This is a genomic window from Massilia luteola (assembly GCF_034420155.1).
Taxonomy (GTDB): domain Bacteria; phylum Pseudomonadota; class Gammaproteobacteria; order Burkholderiales; family Burkholderiaceae_D; genus Telluria; species Telluria luteola.
In genome coordinates this window covers 39,746-61,576 of sequence record NZ_JAXOFN010000011.1, presented here as the reverse complement: position 1 = coordinate 61,576, position 21,831 = coordinate 39,746, and the positions used below count along the sequence as shown (strand labels likewise).

Below are 21,831 nucleotides of genomic sequence, written 5' to 3'. Positions count from 1 at the left end.
TGGCCCCGCATCATGGAGCGCCGGTGGTCAGCCGGCGTTGGAGTCTGCTACTCAGTCGGCCTGCTTGCGCAGGAACGCCGGGATGTCGTAGGTCTCGACACCGTTGTTCTGCATCGCGCGCACCTGCTCGGACGCCTGCTCGCGGCGCCACACGGCCGGCTGCTTCATGCCGTCCATCGCGCCGGCACCGCTGGCCGCTCCCATGGTCACGCCAGCCGTCACGCCCGGGGTGCCGGACATCATCGGCGCGCCGTACGTGCCGGTGCGCAGCACCTGCTGCGGCTGCACCAGCGAGATGTTGGCCTTGTTCTTGCCGAGGCCCGTCGCGACGACGGTCACGCGCAGCTCGTCGCCCATCTCGTCGTCGTAGGCGATGCCCTGGGCGATCGCGGCGTCCGGTGCCGCGAAGGCGCGCACGGCGGCCATGACTTCCTTGATCTCCTTGCCTTTCAGGCTGCGCGACGCGGTGACGTTCACCAGCACGCCCTTCGCGCCCGACAGGTCGATACCGTCCAGCAGCGGCGACGCGACGGCCTGTTCGGCGGCGATGCGCGCGCGGTCCACGCCCGACGCGGTGGCCGTGCCCATCATGGCCTTGCCCTGCTCACTCATGATGGTCTTGACGTCGTTGAAGTCGACGTTGATGTGGCCCGGGACGTTGATGATCTCGGCGATACCGGCGACGGCGTTGTTCAGCACATCGTCCGCATGCTTCATCCAGTCCAGCATCGATTCGTCTTCGTAGATGTCTTCCAGTTTTTCGTTCAGGATGACGATCAGCGAGTCGACGTGCTTGGTCAGTTCGTTCAGGCCTGTTTCGGCGACGTCCATGCACTTCTGGCCTTCGTACGAGAACGGCTTCGAGACGACGGCCACGGTCAGCGCGCCCAGGCTCTTGGCGACTTCCGCGACGATCGGCGCGGCGCCCGTGCCCGTGCCGCCGCCCATGCCGGCGGCGATGAACACCATGTGCGCGCCGCGCAGCGCGTCCTCGATGCGCATGCGCGATTGCTCGGCCAGCTGGCGGCCGATTTCCGGACGCATGCCCGCACCCAGGCCGGACTCGCCGATCTGGATGATGTTGTGGGCGCCGGATGCGGCCAGCGCCTGGGCATCGGTGTTGGCGGCGATGAACTCCACGCCGGACACGCCCTTGTTGATCATATGCTGGACCGCATTGCCACCCGCGCCGCCAACGCCGACGACCTTGATGACCGTGCCCAATGCTGCGTTATCGACCATATCGAACTCCATGATGAACTCCTAATCTCGATGAGCCGTTTCCAAGCCCGAATTCTCACGAACGCCGTCAGAACTCGAGATTGGAAACGTGCCACTATTTTAAAAATGTTTCGTGTCCGTTACCAAGCAAAACCGTTACCAGCTGTTACTACACTCCCGAAAAGCCTCTCCCGCGTTGTGTTTACGTCCTCCACAATGCGCCGCCGCTTTTTCGGTCTCTAGAAATTCCCTAGGAACCATTCTTTCATTCGCTGCCAGACCGCCTTCACCGAACCGTCCTGACGCGTGACGATGTGTCCGCGCAGGTACTGTTTTTTCGCTTCCAGCAGCAGACCGAGGACCGTCGCATAGCGCGGGCTGCGCACGACGTCCGCCAGTTGGCCGCGGTACTCCGGCGTGCCGAGGCGCGCCGGCTTCAGGAAAATATCTTCCGCCATCTCGATCATGCCCGGCATGATCGACGAGCCGCCGGTGAGCACGATGCCCGACGAGAGCACGCCCTCGTAGCCGGACTCGCGCACGACCTGATGCACCATCGCGAACAGTTCTTCCACGCGCGGCTCGATCACGGCGGCCAGCGCCTGGCGCGACAGCGAACGGGGACCGCGGTCGCCGAGGCCCGGCACTTCCAGCGACTCGCCCGGGTCGGCCAGCACCTGCTTGGCCACGCCGTAGCGGATCTTGATCTCTTCCGCCTCGCCGGTCGGCGTGCGCAGGGCCATCGCGATGTCGCTCGTGATCTGGTCGCCGGCGATGGGGAGCACCGCCGTGTGCCGGATCGCGCCGTCACTGAAGACCGCGATGTCGGTGGTGCCGCCGCCGATGTCGATGAGGACGACGCCCAGTTCCTTCTCGTCGTTCGTCAGCACCGAATCGGCCGACGCCATCGGCTGCAGGATCAGGTCCGAGACCTCGAGGCCGCAGCGGCGCACGCACTTTACAATATTCTGCACGGCGGACACCGCACCGGTGACGATGTGCACGCGCACCTCGAGGCGGATGCCGCTCATGCCGATCGGCTCGCGCACGTCTTCCTGGTTGTCGACGATGAATTCCTGCGGCACCGTGTGCAGCAGTTGCTGGTCGGTCGGGATGTTCACGGCCTTGGCCGTCTCGATCACGCGCGCCACGTCCGTGGCCGTCACTTCCTTGTCCTTGATGGCGACCATGCCGCTCGAATTGAACGAGCGGATATGGCTGCCGGCGATCCCCGCGTACACGTTGCGGATCTTGCAGTCGGCCATCAGCTCCGCTTCCTCGAGCGCGCGCTGGATCGATTCGACGGTCGCTTCGATGTTGACGACAACGCCCTTCTTCAGACCCTTGGACTCGTGCTGGCCGAGTCCGATCACCTCGTGGCGCCCATCGGCCATCACTTCGGCCACCACCGCCACCACCTTCGAGGTGCCGATGTCGAGGCCGACGATCAGGTTCTTCGCGTCTTTTGTCATGTTTGCTGTCGCCTGCTTAAATTAGATCTGCTTTGTTGTTTTGGTATTTGTTTTTTTCTTCACCGCCGCCTTCACGGGCTTGGTCGCATCCGCCGGGATGGTGAGCGCCGCGGAGGACAGGGCCAGGCCGTTCGGATAGCGCATGTCGATCGTATCGATGCGTCCTTCCTGCAGCCTCGCCACCAGCTGGGGATAGATGCTCACCAGCCGCTGCACGCGCGTGTGCAGCGTGTCCTTGTCCTTTTCGCGTCCCAGCTCCACGCTCATCCCGTTGTCCAACCTGACCGTCCAGGCGTAGCGGTTCGACAGGCTGATCGACTCCGGCACGAGGCGGATCGGCGCGAACCAGCGGCGCAGTTCCGCAAAGCGCGTCAGCACCTCCTTTTCGCTGCCGGCCGGACCGCCGAACGCAGGCAGTGCGTGGTCCTCGTCGGCCTCGGCCAGATTGGCCGTGAACACCTCGCCCTTCACCGACAGCAGCCGGCCATCCTCGCCCCAGGTGCCGAGCGCCTCGTGCTCTTCCACCTGCACGATCAACTCGTTGGGCCACTCGCGGCGCACGCTGGCCTTGCGCACCCACGGCACCGACTCGAAGGTGGTGCGCACCTGTTCGAGGTCGGTCGTGAAGAAGTTGCCGTTGATCTTTCCGAGCACGCCATTACGCACCGTCAGCTCGTTCACGTGCTGCAGGTCCAGCCCGTACATGCTCTCGACACGCACCTCGCGCAGGGTGAACATCGGGCGCTGCGACAGCCACCACAATCCCGATCCCACGCAGGCGAGCACCGTCAGCGCGGTGATCGCGCCGGCGGTTGCGTTCAGAGCTCGCACGTCATGCCACATGTTGCTTCCCTAGTCCTTTAGGCCTTTTTCACCTGGCCGGCCTTCAAGCTGGCGGAGCGCAGGATATCCACGCACAGGTCTTCGTAACTCGTGCCCTCGGCGCGCGCCGCCATCGGCACGAGCGAGTGCGTCGTCATGCCGGGCGACGTGTTCACCTCCAGCAGGAACGGCGCGTTGTCCGACGCGCGCAGCAGTACGTCGATGCGGCTCCAGCCTTCGCAGCCGAGGGCGCGGTAGGCGTCCACCACGTGCGCCTGGATCGCGGCCGTCGTCGCCGCGTCGAGCGGCGCCGGGCAGTGATATTGCGTGTCGTCCGTGAAGTACTTGTTCTGATAGTCGTAATTGCCTTCGGGCGCGACGATCTCCACGATCGGCAGCGCGCGCGCGCCGGCCCCGGTGCCCAGCACCGGCACCGAGAATTCGCGGCCCTGGATGAACTGCTCGACCAGCACCGCCTTGTCGTACTGGCGCGCCAGGTCGACGGCCGCCTGCAGCTCGGCGGCGGCGCTGACCTTGGTGATGCCGATGGTGGAACCTTCCAGCGGCGGCTTGACGATCAGCGGCAGGCCGAGCGCCGCGACGATGCCGTCGGCGTCGACGTAGTCATCGGCGCCGATCGTGAGGTACTTCGGCGTCGGCACGCCGGCGGCCAGCCACACGATCTTGGTCGTGATCTTGTCCATGCCGACGGAGGACGCCATCACGCCGCTGCCCGTGTACGGAATGCCCAGCAGTTCCAGCGCCCCCTGCAGGGTGCCGTCCTCGCCGAAACGGCCGTGCAGCGCGATGAACACGCGGTCGAATTTTTCCGCGGCCAGTTCGGCCAGCGAACGCTCGGCCGGGTCGAACGCATGGGCGTCGACGCCTTTCGATATCAACGCCTGCAGCACGCCGCTGCCCGAGATGAGCGAGATCTCGCGCTCGGCGGACCGGCCGCCGAACAGCACGCCCACCTTGCCGAGTGCCTTCGCTTCGGTGTCTGTCATACTCACGATGCCACCTTTTGATTCGATGTCAGTTGTTGGGGGACGCCGCCGATGGAGCCGGCGCCCATGGTGAGCACGACGTCGCCATCGCGCGCCACCTTGAGGATCGTCGCCGGCATGTCGGCGATCGCTTCCACGAAAATCGGTTCGATCTGGCTGCCCGCGCGCAGCGCACGCGCGAGCGCGCGGCCGTCCGCGGCCACGATCGGGGCTTCGCCGGCCGGATACACTTCCGCCAGCAGCAGCACGTCCGGCGCGGCCAGCACCTTCACGAAGTCCTCGAACAGGTCGCGGGTACGCGAATAGCGGTGCGGCTGGAACGCCAGCACGAGGCGGCGGCCCGGGTAGGCGGCGCGCGCGGCGGCGAGCGTCACCTGGGCTTCCACCGGGTGGTGGCCGTAGTCGTCGACGAGCGTGAAGCTGCCGCCCTGCGGCAGTTCCACTTCGCCCCAGCGCGTGAAGCGCCGGCCGACGCCGTTGAATTCGCGCAGGCCCTGCGCCGTCGCTTCGTCGGGCACGCCGATCTCGCGCGCGATGGCGATCGCCGAGCACGCGTTCAGCACGTTGTGCATGCCCGGCTGGTTCAGCACGAATTCCGTGTCCGGATAACCCTGCTGGCGCACGGTGAAATGCATCTGGATGCCCTCGGCGCGCGCGTCCAGGGCACGCACTTCGGCGTCTTCCGCAAAGCCGTACGTCGTCACCGGCTTGGTCACCTGCGGCAGGATGGCGCGCACGTTCGCATCGTCGATGCACATCATGGCGCGGCCGTAGAACGGCAGGCGGTGCGTGAAGTTGACGAACGCGCCCTTCAGCTTTTCGAAGTCGTGCTCGTACGTGTCCATGTGGTCGGCGTCGATGTTGGTGATCACCTCGATCATCGGCGACAGGTTCAGGAACGACGCGTCCGACTCGTCCGCCTCGGCCACGATGTATTCGCCGGTGCCCAGCTTGGCGTTGGCGCCGGCGCTGTTCAGGCGTCCGCCGATGACGAACGTCGGATCGAGGCCGCCCTGCGCGAGCACGGACGCGACGATGCTCGTCGTCGTCGTCTTGCCGTGCGTGCCGGCGATGGCGATGCCGCGCTTCAGGCGCATCAGCTCACCGAGCATGATGGCGCGCGGGACGATCGGCACTTTCGCGGCGCGCGCGGCGACGACTTCCGGATTCGCTTCGTTGACGGCGGTGGACGTCACGACGGCGTCGGCGCCGAGGATGTTCGACGCGGCGTGGCCGATGCGCACGTTCGCGCCCAGTTCCTCCAGGCGCTGGCTGGCCGCGTTCGACGCGAGGTCCGAGCCCGACACCTTGTAGCCGAGGTTCAGCAGCACCTCCGCGATGCCGCTCATGCCGCTGCCGCCGATGCCGACGAAGTGAATGTGTTTGATCTTGTGTTTCATTGTCCGCCGTTCGCCAGTGTTTCAAGTACTTGCGCGATCGCCGCGTTGGCGTCGCGCCGCCCCACCGCCTGCGCCGCCTCGGCCATCGCCAGGCAGTCGTCGCGGGTGGTCGTTTGCAGCAGCTTCGCCAGCTGCTGCGGATTCAGTTCGCCCTGCGGCAGGTGCACCGCCGCCTTCTGCCCCGCCATCCACGTCGCGTTGTCGCGCTGGTGGCTCGTCGTGCTGGCGACGAACGGCACGAGCACGCTCGCGACGCCGGCCGCCGTCAGTTCCGAGACGGTGATGGCGCCCGCGCGGCAGATCACGAGGTCGGCGTTCGCGTATTCCGCCGCCATGTCGTCGATGAAGTCGACCACGTTGGCCTTCACGCCCGCCTGCGCGTACGCGGCGCGCAGCGCGTCGATGTTCTTCTTGCCCGACTGGTGCGTGACCACCGGACGCAATCCCTCTGGAATCAGCGCCAGCGCGGCCGGCACGCTGTCGTTGAGGACCTTCGCCCCGAGGCTGCCGCCGACGACGAGCAGGTTGAGGGGACCGCCGCGGCCGGCGAAGCGGTGGCCCGGCGCCGGCATGTCGAGGATCTCCTTGCGCACCGGATTGCCCGTGACGACGGCCTTGCCCGCGAATTTGCCATTGAGTTTGCCGAAATCGGCCGACAGGCCGAACAGCACGCGTTGCGCGATCGGCATCAGCGTCTTGTTCGACAGGAGCAGCGCGGCGTCCGCGTTCACCAGCGCCAGCGGAATGCCGCGCGCGCGCGCCATCATCCCGCCCGGCACCGTCACGTAGCCGCCCATGCCCAGCACGACGTCGGGCTTGCGCAATGCCAGGTACTTGCGGCACGACGCGAAGCTGGCCAGCAGCTTGAACGCGCCGGACACCGTGTGCGCGATGCCCTTGCCGCGCATGCCGGCGAAGTCGATGCTGTCCATGGCGATGCCGTGCTTCGGCACGATGTCGCGCTCCATGCCGTGCATCGTGCCGAGCCACGAGACTTCCCAGCCGCGCTCGCGCATCGACTGCGCGATGGCGATGCCGGGGAAGATGTGGCCGCCGGTGCCGGCCGCCATGATCATCAGTCTTTTCGGCGTGCTCATTGACGGCCTCCCCGCATCTTGACGCGGTTTTCGTAATCGATACGCAGCAGGATCGCGAGGCCCACGCAGTTGAACAGGATGCCCGAGCCGCCGTAACTCATCAGCGGCAGGGTCAGGCCCTTGGTGGGCAGCAGGCCCAGGTTCACGCCCATATTGATGAAGACCTGCACGCCGAGCCAAATGCCGATGCCTTTCGCGGTGAGACCGGCGAAGTGCTGTTCCAGTGCGATGGCCTGGCGGCCGATGTCGAAGGCGCGCTTGACGAGCCAGTAGAACAGGCCGATCACGACGAGCACGCCGACCAGGCCGAGCTCCTCGCCGATGACGGCCATGATGAAGTCGGTGTGCGCTTCCGGCAGGTAGTGCAGCTTTTCCACGCTGCCGCCCAGGCCCACGCCGAAGATCTCGCCACGGCCGAACGCGATCAGCGAGTGCGTCAGCTGGTACGCCTTGTCCAGCGCATTGCCCTCTTCCCACGGGTTCATGTACGCGAACATGCGCGCGCGCCGGAACGGCGACAGCGCGATGATGGTCGAGAACACGAGCACGAGGACGGCGCCGATGCCGCCGAACCAGATCATGTTGAAGCCGCCCAGGAACAGGATGCCCATCGAAATGCAGACGACGACGCCGAACGCGCCGAGGTCGGGCTCCAGCATCAGCAGCGCACCGACCAGCGCCATCGCGGCGGCCATCGGCATGAAACCCTTCGTCAGCTTGTGCATGTACTGCTGCTTGCGCACCGTGAAATCCGCCGCGTACAGCACGGCGACGACCTTCATGATCTCGGACGGCTGCAGCTGCATGATCTTGAGGGGCAGCCAGCGGCGCGCGCCGTTGACCGAGTGGCCCAGGCCCGGCACCAGCACGAGCGCCAGCAGCACGAGCGTGCCGACGAACATCAGCGGCGCGAACCGCTGCCAGGCCGCGACCGGGATGCGGAACACGAACAGGCCGACCACCACCGACACGACGATGAACGCGGCCTGGCGCATCAGGAAGTAGTTGTTCTTGCCCTGCAGGTAGGCGAACTTGGGTGAATCCGGCAACGCGATCGACGCCGAATACACCATCACCATCCCGAACAGCATCATGAGCAGCACGACCCAGACGAGCGGCTGGTCGTACTCCATCATGCGCGACGGCCGTGCGCGCGTCGCGATCGTCACGTCGCTCGCCGAACCGCCGAACTTGAATGGCATCTGGAACGGCATCAGATCTCCTGCCCGTTTTCGAGTGCGATGTCGCGCACGGCGTCGATGAAGACCTGGGCGCGGTGCGCGTAGTTCGCGAACATGTCCAGGCTCGCGCAGGCGGGCGACAGCAGCACGACGTCGCCGGACTTCGCCAGGCCGCTCGCGCGGCGCACGGCTTCCGGCAGGCCCGGGAGGTCGAAGCACGGCACGCCAGAGGGTTCCAGCGCGGCGCGGATGGCGGGCGCGTCGCGGCCGATCAGGAGCACGGCGCGCACGTAGCGCGAGCACGGGCCCGCGAGCGGGCTGAAATCCTGGCCCTTGCCGTCGCCGCCGGCGATCAGGAGGATCTGGCGTCCGGTCTCGCCGAACGTCTTGCCCAGGCCTTCCAGCGCGGCGACGGTGGCGCCGACGTTGGTGCCCTTGGAGTCGTCGTAGTACTCGACGTTGGCGATGCTCGTGATGAGTTCCACGCGGTGCGGCTCGCCCTGGTATTCGCGCAGGCCGTGCAGCAGCGGCGCGAGGGGCAGGCCGACGGACCGGCACAGCGCCAGCGCGGCCAGCGCGTTGGCGGCGTTGTGCAGGCCGCGGATGTGCAGCGCGTCGGCGGGCATCAGGCGGTTGAGCGTGATCTCGGCCGGCTCGACCGGCTCGTTCTTCTTGCGCTTCCTGTCGGGCTCCTCGCCCGGATTCGCATTCGCCAGCCACAGCACGCCGCGTTCGTTCACGAGGCCGAAGCTGTCCGGCGCATCCGGCTCGCCGGTGCCGAACGTCGTCACCGCCGCACCCGGCGCCGTCATGCCCATCACCACGGCGTCGTCGCGGTTCAGCACGCGGATCGTGTCGGCGCCGAAGATGCGGGCCTTGTCCCCGGCATACGCGGCCATGCCGCCGTGCCAGTCGAGGTGGTCCTGGGTGATGTTCAGGACGGTGGCGGCGTCGGGATTCAGGCTGTACGTCGTGTGCAGCTGGAAGCTGGAGAGTTCCAGCACCCAGGCCTGCGGCAGGTCGCCGGCGTCGATGACTTCGCGCAGCACGTCCAGCGCGGCCGGGCTGATGTTGCCCGCGACCTTCGCCGTGAGGCCGGCGCGGCGGCACAGCAAACCGGTCAGGCTCGTGACCGTCGTCTTGCCGTTCGTGCCGGTGATGGCGATGACCTTCGGGGCATACCCCTGCTGCGCCTTCAGCGCGGCGAGCGCCTGCGCGAACAGCTCGATCTCTCCCCACAACGGCACGTGGCGCGCGGCGGCCGCCGGCGCGATCGCGGCCAGTTCGCGGTCCGGCGCGAGGCCGGGGCTGACGGCGACGAAGTCGACGCCGTCCAGCAGGCCCGCCGCGAACGGTCCGGCAACGAAGTCCGCATCCGGCACGGCCGCGCGCAATGCGCGCAGGCGCGCAGGCTCGGCGCGCGTGTCGGCCACGCGCACGCGGGCGCCCGAGCGCGCGAGCCACAGCGCGATCGCCAGGCCCGATTCGCCGAGTCCCAGTACCAGTGCGGTTTTGCCTTCGTAGTTCATCATGGGTTCGTCGTCAACGCAGCTTGAGGGTGGAGAAGCCGACCAGCACCAGGATCATCGTCACGATCCAGAACCGCACGACGACCTTGGTCTCTTTCCAGCCCTTCTGTTCGAAATGGTGGTGCAACGGCGCCATCAGGAACACGCGGCGTCCCGTGCCATATCGCTTCTTCGTGTACTTGAACCAGCTGACCTGGATGATGACGGACAGCGTCTCGGCCACGAACACGCCGCCCATGATGAACAGGACGATTTCCTGGCGCACGATGACGGCGATGGTGCCGAGCGCGCCGCCCAGCGCCAGCGCGCCGACGTCGCCCATGAACATCTGCGCGGGGTGCGCGTTATACCAGAGGAAGGCCAGGCCCGCGCCCGCCATCGCGCCGCAGAAGATCAGCAGCTCGCCGGCGCCCGGGATGTGCGGGATGAACAGGTATTTCGAATAGGTCGCGTTGCCGGTGAGGTAGGCGAACAGGCCCAGCGCGCCGCCCACCATCACGGTCGGCATGATGGCGAGGCCGTCGAGGCCATCGGTGAAGTTGACCGCGTTGGACGCGCCCACGATCACGCAATAGGTCAGCGCGATGAAGCCCCACACGCCGAGCGGATAGCTGATGGTCTTGAAGAACGGGACGATCAGGTCGGCCTTGGGCGGCAGGTCCATCGAGAAGCCGGACTGCACCCAGGCGAAGAACAGCTGCCACACTTCCCACGGCGTCGCGGCCGAGACGGAGAACGCCAGGTACAGCGACGACGTGATGCCGATCAGCGACATCCAGAAATACTTCTCGCCCGAGCGCATGCCTTCCGGGTCCTTGTAGACGACCTTGCGGTAGTCGTCGACCCAGCCGACGGCGCCGAAGCCGAGCGTCACGACGAGCACCGGCCAGATCAGGCGGTTCGACAGGTCGCACCACAACAGCGTGGACACGCCGATGGCGATCAGCACGAGGACGCCGCCCATGGTCGGGGTGCCGTGCTTGGACAGGTGGGTCTGCGGACCGTACGTGCGCACGGCCTGGCCGACCTTCATCTCCGTGAGCTTGCGGATCACGGCCGGGCCGCACAGCATGCCGATGCTGATCGCGGTAATGGTCGCGAACACGGCCCGGAACGTGATGTAGTTAAAAACGCGCAGCGGACCGAGATAGTCCTGGAAATATTGTGCGAGCCAAAGCAGCATAAGTCTAGTGGGCTTCCTTGCCGGTGTTGGTTGATGCGATCAGGTGTTGGACCACGCGTTCCATCTTCATGAAGCGCGAGCCCTTCACCAACACAGTTGCGTCAGATTTGCTGCCCAGTTTTTGATCCAGTGCTGCCAATAATTCGTCGAACTGCTCGTAGTGTTGCGCTCCCGATCCGACCAGATGGCGCGCCAGGTCGCCGGTCGCGAGCACGGTGTCGATGCCGCGACTTGCGGCGTAGGCACCGATTTCCTGGTGAAACTCAGGTCCTTGCGTGCCAACCTCGCCCATGTCGCCCAGCACGAGGATGCGCGGGGAGGCATATTGCGCGAGCACGTCGATGGCCGCGCGCACGGAGTCGGGGTTGGCGTTGTAGCTGTCGTCGATGACGGTGGCGCCGCTCACGGCCTGCTTGCGCTGCAGGCGGCCGCTGACGGGCACGAACGCTTCCAGACCGCGCACGATGGCGTCGACGGGGATGCCGGCCGCGCGCGCGCAGGCGATGGCGGCGAGCGCGTTGCGGACGTTGTGGACGCCGGCGGCGGCAAGATTGATCGTGAACCGCAATGGCTCGGTTGCGCCCTGCGCCTCCAGAACGTCGTCCCCGCGAAGGCGGGGATCCAATGTTACGTGAGCGGCCGCGCCGGCAATCTTGGGTTCCCGCCTGCGCGGGAACGACGTAACACTGAGTTCGCTGCCGAACTCAGTCACCGTGTACGTCGCCCGCACGTCGCATGCATCCGTCAGGCCAAACGTCAGCACGTCGCGATCTCCGGCCAGTTCGCGCCACAGCGCCGTGTACTCATCATCGCCCGGAAACACGGCCACGCCGTCCGCCGCCAGCGCCTGCAGCACGGCGCCGTTCTCGCGCGCCACCGCTTCCACGGTGTGCATGAATTCCTGGTGCTCGCGCTGCGCGTTGTTGACCAGGGCGACGGTGGGCTCGGCGATGGCGGCCAGGCGCGCGATCTCGCCCGGGTGGTTCATGCCCAGTTCGACGACGGCGGCCTTGTGCGCGTCCGTCAGGCGCGTCACGGTCAGCGGCACGCCGATCTCGTTGTTCAAATTGCCCTGCGTGGCCAGGCGGCCATCGGCACCAAAGGCGGCCAGCAGGATCGATGCGATCATTTCCTTGACCGTCGTCTTGCCGTTGCTGCCGGTGACGCCGATGACGGGAATCGCGAAGCGCCGGCGCCAGAACAAACCGATACGGCCCAGCGCGGCCAAGGTGTCCGGCACGACGATGGCCGGCAACGGATAGTGTTCGGGCAGCTTCTCCACGACGACGGCCGCCAGCGGCTTATCGATCAACTGGCCGAGGAAGTCGTGGGCATCGAAGCGTTCGCCGCGCAGGGCGACGAACAGCGACCCCGGCACCGGTTGCCGGCTGTCGGTCGAGATGCCCTGGAAATAAGCATCGCGCGTGACGTGCGCGCCCTCGATCGACGCCGCGATTTGTTCAAGCGAACCACGAATCATCAAACAGTCCTCATCATCGTGAGCCGCGCTGTCAGCGCCAGCGCGGCGTGGTCGGCATCGGAAAACGGAATCTTCCGGCCCTTGATTTCCTGGTAAGGCTCGTGGCCCTTCCCCGCCAGCAGGATCACGTCCGGCTTGGCGGCATGCTTCACGGCCGACAGGATCGCGGCCGCGCGGTCCTCGATGGCCTGGTACGTCGACGCCGGGTGCTGCGGGTCCATGCCGGCCACGATCTGGTCGATGATGGCGCGCGGGTCCTCGCTGCGCGGGTTGTCGCTCGTGACGAGCACGTGTCCGGCCATCTGCGCGATGCGGCCCATCTGCGGGCGCTTGCCCGGATCGCGGTCGCCGCCGCAGCCGAACACGCACCAGAGCGCCCCGCCGCGCTCCTGCGCGACCTGGCGCAGCGCTTCCAGTGTCTTTTCCAGCGCGTCCGGCGTGTGTGCGTAGTCGATCACGACCATCGGCACGTCCTGGCCGCCGATCTGCTGCATGCGGCCCGGGGCCGGCACGAGCGCCTCGATGGCGTCGAGCGCGGCGCGGAGCTCCACGCCCTTCGCCAGCAGCGCGCCCAGCACGGCCAGCGCATTGCTCGCGTTGAAGTGCCCGACCATGTGCGTGCGTGCGACGGCGCTGCCATACGGCGACTCGATATGGAATTCGCTGCCGTTCGGGCGGCTGCGCAGGTTCGATGCGCGCAGCACGGCGAGGCCGTCCAACGCCGGCTGTTCGTGGACGGCACGCAGCGTGTAGCCGATCACGGCCACCTCCGGCCGGGTGGCGCGCAGGTGCCGCACGATGCGCACGCCGGCGTCGTCGTCCAGGTTGACGACGGCGGTCTTCAGGCCGGGCCAGTCGAACAGGCGGCGCTTGGCGGTCTCGTAGGCGTCCATGTCGCCGTGATAGTCGAGATGGTCGCGCGTGAGGTTCGTGAACACGGCCACGTCGAAGTGCATGCCGGCCGTGCGGTTTTCGACGAGGCCGATCGACGACACTTCGATCGCGAGCGCCGTCGCGCCGGCGTCGCGCAGGCGCGCCAGTTCCGTCGCCAGCAGCACGGCGTCCGGCGTCGTGTAGCCGGTCGCGTCGAATTCAGGCTCGGCGCGGCCGCGCACGAGGCCCACGCCGAGCGTGCCGATGACGGCGCCCGTTTCGCCGAGCGCGGCCAGCGCCTGCGCCGTCCACAGCGCGCACGACGTCTTGCCGTTGGTGCCCGTGACGCCGACGGTGAACATGGCCGCATCCGGCGCGCCGTGGTACGCATGCGCGATCGGGCCGGCGTTCTGCTTCAGGTCCGGCACGGCCAGGTGCGGCACGGCGAGCGCCTCGTCGAACGTGAAATCGCGGCCGTCGTACACGACCGCCGCGGCGCCGTTGTCGATGGCGGCGCGGATGAAACGGCGGCCATCAAAGGCTTCGCCCGGATAGGCAAAGAACACGTCGCCGCGGCGCACGCGGCGCGAGTCGGAAACGAGACGGCCGCCTGGTGCGGCGGCCCGGATCCAAGTGACGGTGCTCGTCGTCTCGGTCATCAATTGCTCTCCTCGAGAGGATGTTCCGGAATGATGATGTCGGTGACCGATGAATCGGGCGGTATGTTCTCGGCCCGCAGCGCGTTGGCGGCGAGTGTCGCGAACGTCGGCGCCGCGACCGCGCCGCCGGTGTGGAACGGTCCGGACGGATCGTCGATCATCACGGCGATGACGAAGCGCGGATTCGACATCGGCACGATGCCGGCGAAGTCGCCGACGTAGTGCGTCTGCGAATAGTGGCCGTTCATGAACTTCTGCGAGGTGCCGGTCTTGCCGCCCACGCGGTAGCCGGCCACCTGGGCCTGCGGCGCCGTGCCTTCCGGGCTCACCACCGATTCGACCATGGCGCGCATCTGGGCAGCGGCCTTGGGCGAGATGATCTGCTGGCCGGCCGGCGGCACGGTGACCTTCTGGAACGACAGCGGGATGATGTCGCCGTCACGCGCGAAGATCAGCCAGGCGCGCGCCAGCTGCAGCAGCGACATCGAGATGCCCTGGCCGAACGACATGTTCGCCTGCTCGATCGCGCGCCAGGATTTGTACGGCCGCACGCGGCCGGCGGCGGCGCCCGGGAAGCCGAAGCGCGGCGCCTGGCCGAAGCCGACCTTGGTGAACATCTCCCACATGTCCTGCGCCGACATCAGCTGCGAGATCTTGGTGGTGCCGATGTTCGACGACTTCTGGATGATGGTGCTGACGTCGATGACGCCGTGCGGGTGCGTGTCGTGGATCGTGCGGTCGCCCACGACCAGACGGCCGTTGCCGGTGTCGAACAGCGTGGTCGGCTTGATCAGGCCCTTGTCCAGCGCCAGCGAGACCGTGAACGGCTTGAGCGTGGACCCCGGCTCGAACGTGTCGGTGATGACGCGGTTGCGCAGCTGCTCGCCGGTCAGGTGCGAGCGGTCGTTCGGGTTGTACGTCGGCCAGTTGGCCAGCGCCAGCACCTCGCCCGTGTGCACGTCCAGCACGACGGCGGCGCCGGCCTTGGCGTGGAACTTCTCCACCGCCTCCTTGACGCTGTTGTAGGCGATGTACTGCAGCTTGGAATCCACCGACAACGTCAGGTCGCGGCCGTCGTGCGGCTCGCGCGACAGGCCCACGTCCTCGACGATGCGGCCGAGGCGGTCCTTGATCACGCGCCGGCTGCCGGTCTGGCCGACGAGGTTCTTCTGCTGCGCGAGTTCGATGCCTTCCTGGCCCACGTCCTCGACGTTCGTGAAGCCGACGATGTGCGCCATCACTTCGCCCAGCGGGTAGTAGCGCTTGTATTCCTTGCGGGTGTCGATGCCGTCGATGCCGAGCTTTTCGATCTTGGCGATCACGTCCATCTCGACCTGGCGCTTCAGGTAGACGAAGGTGCGGTCGGAATCGAGCTTCTTGAGCAGGTCGGCCTGCGGCATGTCGAGCAGCTGCGCCAGTGCGCGCAGCTTGTCGGGCGGCGACTGCTTGACGTCTTCGGGAATCGCCCACACCGCCTTCACGGGCAGCGACGACGCGAGCACGATGCCGTTGCGGTCGAAGATCTTGCCGCGCGTGGCCGGCAGTTCGAGCGTGCGCTCGTAGCGGCTCGCGCCCTGCTTCTGCAGGAACTGGTTGGACACGCCCTGCAGCCACAGCGCGCGTCCGGCCAGCGCGAGGAACGCGGCGAACAGCACGAACAGGACCGCGCGCGAACGCCAGTCCGGCAGGCGCACGGCCAGCACGGGGCTCTTGGAGAACGCCACGCCCTTGGCGGCGGCGACGCGGGAACCGTTGGCGCCGGCCTTCATTTGCCGCCTTCCGTCAGGTATTGGGTACGCGCCGGGCTCAGGGGCGCCATGTCCAGCTCGGCGCGCGCGATCTGTTCGATGCGCTCGTTCTTGCCGAGGGTGGACTGGTCGAGCTGGAGCTGGGCCCAGTCGACCTCGAGCTGGCGCTGCTGAGTCGCCAGCTTCTCGATGTCGTTGATCAGGTGATTGCGCTGGTAGCGCGCATTCACGACCGACAGCGCGCATCCGACCAGGAGCGCGGTCAGCACGACGTTGATCTTGCCCGTCATGCGCGCACTCCCAGGCGTTCGGCCACGCGCAGCACCGCCGAGCGGGCACGCGGATTGGCCTCGACCTCGAGGTCGGAGGGTTTGGTTTTGCAGATCAACTTCATCAAGGGCTGGGGCAGATCGACGGCGCGGATCGGCAACCGGCGATCCGGTTGCTCGACCTTGGCCTTGGACGCCAGGAACTGCTTGACCATGCGGTCTTCCAGCGAGTGGAAGCTGATCACGGACAGGCGCCCGCCGGGCGCCAGCAGTTCGAAGGCGGCCTTCAAACCTGCTTCAAGGTCCTCAAGCTCTTGATTGATGAAAATCCGGATAGCCTGAAAGGTGCGGGTTGCCGGATCCTTGCCTTTCTCCCGGGTTTTGACCGCGTTTGCCACGATTGCGGCAAGCTGTCGTGTGCTTGAAATTGGTTCGACTGCCCGGCGAGCAGCAATCGCCTTTGCAATCTGAAAAGCAAACCGTTCTTCCCCATAATCGCGAATCACCTTTTCCAGTTGTTTCTCCGGCACCTCGGCCAGCCATGCGGCGGCGGAGATGCCCCGTGTCGTATCCATCCGCATGTCCAGGGGACCGTCGTTGCGGAAGCTGAAGCCCCGGCTCGCGTCGTCCACCTGGGGCGAGGAAATGCCCAGGTCCAGCAGGATGCCGTCGACCTGGTGCACGCCCCGTGCCGCCATCGCCTCGACCATCGTCGCAAAGCTGTCGTGCACGATCGAAAAGCGCGGGTCGTTCATCTGCCCGGCCGTCGCGATCGCCTGGAGATCCTTGTCGAAGCCGACCAGGCGCCCCTCGGGCGCCAGTTTCGACAGGATCAGCCGGCTATGACCGCCGCGGCCGAACGTGCCATCTATATAAATACCGGCAGCGCGCGCGCCCTCGAGGGCCAGCGCATCGACTGCTTCATCCAGCAGCACCGTACGATGCTGCAAACCGGGCACCGGCTGAGTCACATTCATGCGGCGCCTTAGAAGGAGAAATTGGAAAGGACATCGGGCATGCCGCCCGCGACGGCTTCGGCCTCGTTTTCCGCCAGCTTGGCGGCGTCCCAGATCTCGAAATGGGTTCCCATCCCGAGCATCATCACTTCTTTCTCCAAACCAACTGCATTGCGCAGCTCGGGCGAAATAAGCACCCGACCCGCGCCGTCCATCTCGACATCGCAGGCGTTCCCCAGGAAAATGCGTTGCCACGCCCGCGCCGACATCGGCCAGGCGGCGATCTGTTCGCGATGCTCTTCCCACACCGGGCGCGGGAAGAACAACAGGCAACCATGCGGGTGTTTCGTGAGCGTCATACGGCCTTCACATTGCTGCATCAAGGCGTCACGATGCTTGGCCGGTATTGACAGCCGTCCTTTTGCATCGAGATTGATCGCTGACGCGCCCTGAAACACGTTGTACCTAGTTTTGGAGAGTTATCAGTCTGATTATTTTGGGCGCCAGGAGATCCACCGATCTCCCACAAAACTGCACTTTTTGCCACCGTTTCCCACTTTAGAGGAAGCGTTGTCTGTGGTCAAGCGAATTCACGTTTAGAAAACGGCGAAATTGCCAATGAAACCAATGACTTAGCGAACTTACTTGACGCAACCTCAAGTAAAAATATCGAGCAAAATTAGACACTTAGGTAAAACAATGCATGTGCTACCTCATCTGCACACATGTGTTTTACCTTTGATAAAGGGCAAGTCTTGACTGCCGGTAGGTTGCCGTATTGCAACGCCTCTAGCACGACAGGAAATTGCGATTCGATGCAGGGAGGATTAGGATAGGGCGAAGGCGATCACCCAGCCGTTTCGGCTCACTTGGCGGTTTTGGGGAGCCGGCATTATAAGTGAGTCCGCACTATCGCGCAGGAGAACGCCATGAGCATCACATTGGCCCGGAGCCGCACCGTGTACGACCTCAACGAGGTTCAAGGCGCCCTCGACCGCAGCCGCGGACGTTCGCCCGAACTCGAAGCCTTCTACGAACGCATGCTCGAGACCGGTCCCGAACGTTTCGTCACCACGCCCTCTTCCATCGACGCCCTCGACCCGCTGTTCGAGGAATGTCCGAATTTCGACGACGTGCTGGACGACCTGGCGCGCTACCTGCGCCTGGCCCATGCCGGCGATAAAGGGTTCAACGTCATGCCGATCCTGTTGCTGGGCGGCCCGGGCGTGGGCAAGACCCATTTCGCCAAGCGCCTCGCGAAGGTCATGCAGACGGACTGCGAACTGATCAGCATGAACGCCCTGTCGGCCGGCTTCGTCATCACGGGCAGCTCGGCCAGCTGGCGCGGCGCCAAGTGCGGCAAGGTGGCCGAGCGCCTCGTGCGCGGCCAGTTCGCGAACCCCGTGATCGTGCTGGACGAGGTGGAAAAGGCGACGGGCTCTTCGCAATCCGACCCGCTCGCGGCCTTGTACCAGCTGCTGGAACCGGAAACGGCCAGCGCGTTCCGCGACGAATTCATCGACGTCGACATCGACGCGTCGCAGATCTTCTGGGTGCTGACCGCGAACTCCACCGAAGGCATCCCGCATCCGCTGCTGAACCGGATGGCCGTCTACGAGGTGCCGGCCCCGACACCCGAGCAGGCGGCCGGCATCGCCCAGCGCATGTATGCCGGGCTGCTGCGCGAGCTGAACCTGGCGTCCTTCGATCCGCTGCTCGGGGACGTGGTGCTGGACAAGCTCGCGGGCGTATCGCCGCGCGACCTGCGCAAGACTTTATTGGATGGGCTCGGCTACGCGGTGGCGGACGGGCGGGCGCATGTGATGGCTGGCGATATCCGGCTCAAACCCACGCCAGGCAAGGGCCGGATCGGGTTTTGAACCGGTTTATGACTCTCGTCAGAACTCTTCCCAGTCATCGCCCCTGCCGGCACTCGCCAGACGCTTGACGCGCGACGGCGCGGCCGGCGTCGGTGCCGCCGCGGCAGGTTTTTTCTTCAACGGCGCGACGTCGGTCCTGGGTAGCGCCGCTGGTGCGCCCCGGCCCCGCCCACCGTCGAGCCGGAACACGGCCACCGTCTGCGACAGCTTGGCCGCCTGCTCCCGCAGCGATTCGGACGCCGCGGCCGCTTCTTCCACCAGCGCGGCGTTCTGCTGCGTGGTCTGGTCCATCTGCGAAATCGCCAGCTGCACCTGGCCGATGCCGTCGTTCTGCTCCTGGCTGGCCGCGCTGATCTCGCCCATGATGTCGGTCACCCGTTTGATGCTTTCGACGACTTCGCGCATCGTCGTGCCGGCCTGATCAACGAGCCTGCTGCCCGCGTCCGCCTTCTCCACCGAGTTGTCGATCAACACCTTGATTTCCTTCGCGGCCGCCGCGCTGCGTTGCGCCAGGCTGCGCACCTCGGACGCGACCACGGCAAAGCCCCGCCCCTGCTCGCCCGCGCGCGCCGCTTCCACGGCCGCGTTCAGCGCCAGGATATTGGTCTGGAATGCGATGCCGTCGATGACCGCAATGATGTCGACGATCTTGCGCGCCGATTCGTTGATCGCGCCCATGGTGTCGACCACTTCCGCCATCACCGCCCCGCCTTTCCCCGCCACTTCCGATGCCGACACGGCGAACTGGTTCGCCTGGCGCGCATTGTCCGCGTTCTGTTTCACGGTCGACGTCAATTCTTCCATCGACGACGCCGTTTCTTCCAGCGAGGACGCCTGCTCCTCCGTGCGCGAGGACAGGTCGGCGTTGCCGGACGCGATCTGTTGCGAGGCGGAGGCAATCGTTTCGGTGCCGCTGCGCACTTCGCCGACGATCGTCACCAGCGCGTCGTTCATGTCGCGCAGGGCTTGCAGCAGCTGGCCGGTTTCATCCGCCGAATGCACGTCGATCGTGGCGCCGAGGTCGCCGGTGGCCACGGTGCGCGCCACATCGACCGCTTGCCGCAGCGGCCGCGTGATCGACCGCGTGATCCAGATGGCCACGATCGTGCCGAGCACGAGCGCCAGGGCCGCCAATCCCAGCAGCCAGGTAATCGTCGACCGGTAGGTCTCCGCGGCCTGGCGGCCGCTGTCGAGCACGCGTGCGTCCTGCAGCTTGATCAATGCCCGGACGGCGTCGAAATAGGTGCGCTGGTCGTTGCGGACCTGCGTCAGCAGCAAGGTGGCGGCTTCCGGTTTTTTGCCCGCATCGATCAGGTCGAGAAAGGCCTGTTGCGACGCGCGATACACCGTCTTGGCGTCCAGCACGGCTTTCAGCCTGGCCTTGCCCTCGTCCGATTTGATCATTGCCGCCAATTTGTCGAGATTGGCGGTGTTTTCCTGCCTGTTCTGCAGGATGGTCTGCCGTTCCCGCGTCACTTCCTCGGGTTTATCCCACAGCAGCATATTGCGCATGGCGCGGGCATTGCGGTTCACGATATCGAGGCTTTCGTAGGCCAATATGGTCTTCGGATAATCCTCGCCGACGATTCGCGACGTACCCTCATTCAATAGCCGCAGGCTGGCAATGCCGAACCAGATGCACGCCGCCAACAGGATGAGCAACAGCGCAAATGCCCCGCCCAATCGAGTTCCAATCTTCCAGTTTTTGATATTCATTCCGTTTCCATTGTTCGAGACCGAGATTGACGAATGTGTTCCGCAACAGGGCAAGCAAGAGCAGCTTACGTGATTGCATCCGTGCATTGTTTGATGTCAGTCGATGACACCTGCGCTGGCGCCATCGGTTGATATCGATGTCATTCGGAAACGAATTTTACATGAAACACAATTTGAATTTCATGAATGGCAACTACGTCCCAATTACTGGCTGAGCACCGCCATGTCCTCGACCCGCAAATAATTCACGAGTTCGTCGCGCTCGAACGATCCATCCCATTGTTTCTCGCCGAGCAGTTGTGGCAATGCGATATTCGTCAGCAATGCGTGGAATCTGTCCTTGATGAGTTGCGGCCGGATATCCTTGACGCGCACCCGGGATACCTTGCGCGATAGATCGACGACGATCCCGAACAGGACCCAGTCGAGCTGCACCAGCAGCATGCTGGCCGACTGGATCGCGCGCGGCGCGATGCTCGCTTCGTAATGGCGGACGACCGACGATTGCCGTGCGCCGGCGTCGGCGTCGCCGGCCAGTTCGTCAGGCCACCAGGCCATGACCTGCGCCAGCAGGCATTCGAAATCGGCATCTTCAGGAAGGTTGATTTGCCCAGCAAACATAAAACTCTCGATAAACCGGGGCCATGCGGCATGGTGCAGGGATACGGCGGGCATCGCGCTCGATACCCTTTGATGATTAGAAGTCAAAAACCTTACCCGGCAGTATATCGATCGAAGTGAACGAAAAGCTCTCACAATTTCACATTGATCGAAATAGCGTTATTCACCGATGGCGCAGGATCACTCGTCCACCTTCGCATCCTCGCTCTTGGCCGCCTTCATCGCCTCCGGCTCGAGCTCCTCGGCCGCCTTGTTCATGCGGATGAACACGCCCCAGCCGGACAGCAGCACGCCGGCCGCGATCAGCACCGACGCCGCATGCGGCAGCAGTTCAGGCTCCTCGTGCAAGGCCTTGAAGGTGGCGACGAGGCCCTCGATCGACAGCGCGACGACCACCACGACCATGAAGCGCGACAGATAGCGGCGCACGCGCGTGGGCGCGCTGATGTGGGCGTCGCGCACGACTTCTTCCTCGGTGATGGTTTGCGCGATCTGCAGCGAGACGACGGCGATGGCCAGCAGGCCGATCGCCTCGATGGCCATCTCGGCGCTCGCGTCGGTATCGGCGCCGACGGCGCGCCAGCCGGTTTGCACGGCCAGCACCGTGATCAGCACGGAGACGAGCACGAACAGGATCCCCAGCAGCGCGTGCGCGGCCGAAAAGAAAACCTTCAGGAATTTCAAGGCGCCTCCGGGTCCGACGAATCGATGTCGAAC

The 21,831-nt window shown here is 65.6% G+C and carries 19 protein-coding genes; 1 reads left to right on the top strand and 18 read right to left on the bottom strand.

Translation table 11 applies throughout. The features are described 5' to 3' along the window. Positions 1-51: 51 nt before the first annotated feature. From ftsZ to mraZ, 15 genes are all read right to left on the bottom strand, one after another. On the bottom strand, positions 52-1,254 hold the full coding sequence (gene ftsZ / locus U9J41_RS13190) for a cell division protein FtsZ (RefSeq protein ID WP_322402653.1): 1,203 nt from the start codon (positions 1,252-1,254) through the stop codon (positions 52-54). A 206-nt stretch (positions 1,255-1,460) separates the two neighbouring features. Beyond that, positions 1,461-2,693, bottom strand: coding sequence for a cell division protein FtsA (gene ftsA, locus U9J41_RS13185; RefSeq protein WP_056122830.1), 1,233 nt, complete (start codon positions 2,691-2,693; stop codon positions 1,461-1,463). 21 nt (positions 2,694-2,714) lie between these two features. Next, positions 2,715-3,536, bottom strand: a complete 822-nt coding sequence (locus tag U9J41_RS13180) for a cell division protein FtsQ/DivIB (RefSeq protein WP_322402652.1) — start codon at positions 3,534-3,536, stop codon at positions 2,715-2,717. 17 nt (positions 3,537-3,553) lie between these two features. Continuing rightward, a complete protein-coding gene (locus U9J41_RS13175; protein ID WP_322402767.1) occupies positions 3,554-4,522 on the bottom strand; it encodes a D-alanine--D-alanine ligase in 969 nt (322 codons plus the stop codon). 2 nt (positions 4,523-4,524) lie between these two features. After that, a complete protein-coding gene (gene murC, locus U9J41_RS13170; RefSeq protein ID WP_322402651.1) occupies positions 4,525-5,922 on the bottom strand; it encodes a UDP-N-acetylmuramate--L-alanine ligase in 1,398 nt (465 codons plus the stop codon). Further along, complete coding sequence (murG, locus tag U9J41_RS13165) at positions 5,919-7,019, bottom strand: undecaprenyldiphospho-muramoylpentapeptide beta-N-acetylglucosaminyltransferase (RefSeq protein ID WP_322402650.1); 1,101 nt, start codon at positions 7,017-7,019, stop codon at positions 5,919-5,921. The genes murC and murG overlap by 4 nt, the downstream gene beginning before the upstream one ends. After that, the gene (ftsW, locus tag U9J41_RS13160) at positions 7,016-8,233 is read right to left on the bottom strand and encodes a putative lipid II flippase FtsW (RefSeq protein ID WP_322402649.1); all 1,218 of its coding nucleotides are present in this window, start codon (positions 8,231-8,233) and stop codon (positions 7,016-7,018) included. Before ftsW ends, murG begins: the two co-directional genes overlap by 4 nt. Further along, positions 8,233-9,729: a UDP-N-acetylmuramoyl-L-alanine--D-glutamate ligase gene (gene murD / locus U9J41_RS13155; protein WP_322402766.1), complete on the bottom strand. Its 1,497-nt coding sequence runs from the start codon at positions 9,727-9,729 to the stop codon at positions 8,233-8,235. Before murD ends, ftsW begins: the two co-directional genes overlap by 1 nt. Before the next feature lie 13 nt (positions 9,730-9,742). Beyond that, the gene (gene mraY / locus U9J41_RS13150) at positions 9,743-10,912 is read right to left on the bottom strand and encodes a phospho-N-acetylmuramoyl-pentapeptide-transferase (RefSeq protein WP_322402648.1); all 1,170 of its coding nucleotides are present in this window, start codon (positions 10,910-10,912) and stop codon (positions 9,743-9,745) included. A 4-nt stretch (positions 10,913-10,916) separates the two neighbouring features. After that, entirely contained in the window at positions 10,917-12,389 is a 1,473-nt protein-coding gene (locus U9J41_RS13145) for a UDP-N-acetylmuramoyl-tripeptide--D-alanyl-D-alanine ligase (RefSeq protein WP_322402765.1), read from the bottom strand. A 2-nt stretch (positions 12,390-12,391) separates the two neighbouring features. Continuing rightward, the gene (locus U9J41_RS13140; RefSeq protein ID WP_322402647.1) at positions 12,392-13,924 is read right to left on the bottom strand and encodes a UDP-N-acetylmuramoyl-L-alanyl-D-glutamate--2,6-diaminopimelate ligase; all 1,533 of its coding nucleotides are present in this window, start codon (positions 13,922-13,924) and stop codon (positions 12,392-12,394) included. Further along, a complete protein-coding gene (locus U9J41_RS13135) occupies positions 13,924-15,693 on the bottom strand; it encodes a peptidoglycan D,D-transpeptidase FtsI family protein (protein ID WP_322402646.1) in 1,770 nt (589 codons plus the stop codon). Before U9J41_RS13135 ends, U9J41_RS13140 begins: the two co-directional genes overlap by 1 nt. Continuing rightward, positions 15,690-15,962: a cell division protein FtsL gene (ftsL, locus tag U9J41_RS13130; RefSeq protein ID WP_322402645.1), complete on the bottom strand. Its 273-nt coding sequence runs from the start codon at positions 15,960-15,962 to the stop codon at positions 15,690-15,692. Before ftsL ends, U9J41_RS13135 begins: the two co-directional genes overlap by 4 nt. Continuing rightward, on the bottom strand, positions 15,959-16,918 hold the full coding sequence (gene rsmH / locus U9J41_RS13125; protein ID WP_322402644.1) for a 16S rRNA (cytosine(1402)-N(4))-methyltransferase RsmH: 960 nt from the start codon (positions 16,916-16,918) through the stop codon (positions 15,959-15,961). The genes ftsL and rsmH overlap by 4 nt, the downstream gene beginning before the upstream one ends. A gap of 8 nt (positions 16,919-16,926) precedes the next feature. Continuing rightward, complete coding sequence (gene mraZ, locus U9J41_RS13120) at positions 16,927-17,355, bottom strand: division/cell wall cluster transcriptional repressor MraZ (RefSeq protein ID WP_322402643.1); 429 nt, start codon at positions 17,353-17,355, stop codon at positions 16,927-16,929. A 471-nt stretch (positions 17,356-17,826) separates the two neighbouring features. Here mraZ and U9J41_RS13115 point away from each other — a divergent pair, with 471 nt between their 5' ends. Next, positions 17,827-18,777, top strand: coding sequence for an AAA family ATPase (locus tag U9J41_RS13115; RefSeq protein ID WP_322402642.1), 951 nt, complete (start codon positions 17,827-17,829; stop codon positions 18,775-18,777). A gap of 18 nt (positions 18,778-18,795) precedes the next feature. Here U9J41_RS13115 and U9J41_RS13110 read toward each other — a convergent pair whose 3' ends face one another. The 3 genes from U9J41_RS13110 to U9J41_RS13100 form a co-directional block, all read right to left on the bottom strand. Further along, the gene (locus tag U9J41_RS13110) at positions 18,796-20,493 is read right to left on the bottom strand and encodes a methyl-accepting chemotaxis protein (RefSeq protein WP_322402641.1); all 1,698 of its coding nucleotides are present in this window, start codon (positions 20,491-20,493) and stop codon (positions 18,796-18,798) included. 204 nt (positions 20,494-20,697) lie between these two features. Next, on the bottom strand, positions 20,698-21,168 hold the full coding sequence (locus tag U9J41_RS13105) for a hypothetical protein (protein WP_322402640.1): 471 nt from the start codon (positions 21,166-21,168) through the stop codon (positions 20,698-20,700). 126 nt (positions 21,169-21,294) lie between these two features. Next, positions 21,295-21,798, bottom strand: a complete 504-nt coding sequence (locus U9J41_RS13100) for a hypothetical protein (RefSeq protein WP_322402639.1) — start codon at positions 21,796-21,798, stop codon at positions 21,295-21,297. Between the last annotated feature and the right edge of the window lie 33 nt (positions 21,799-21,831).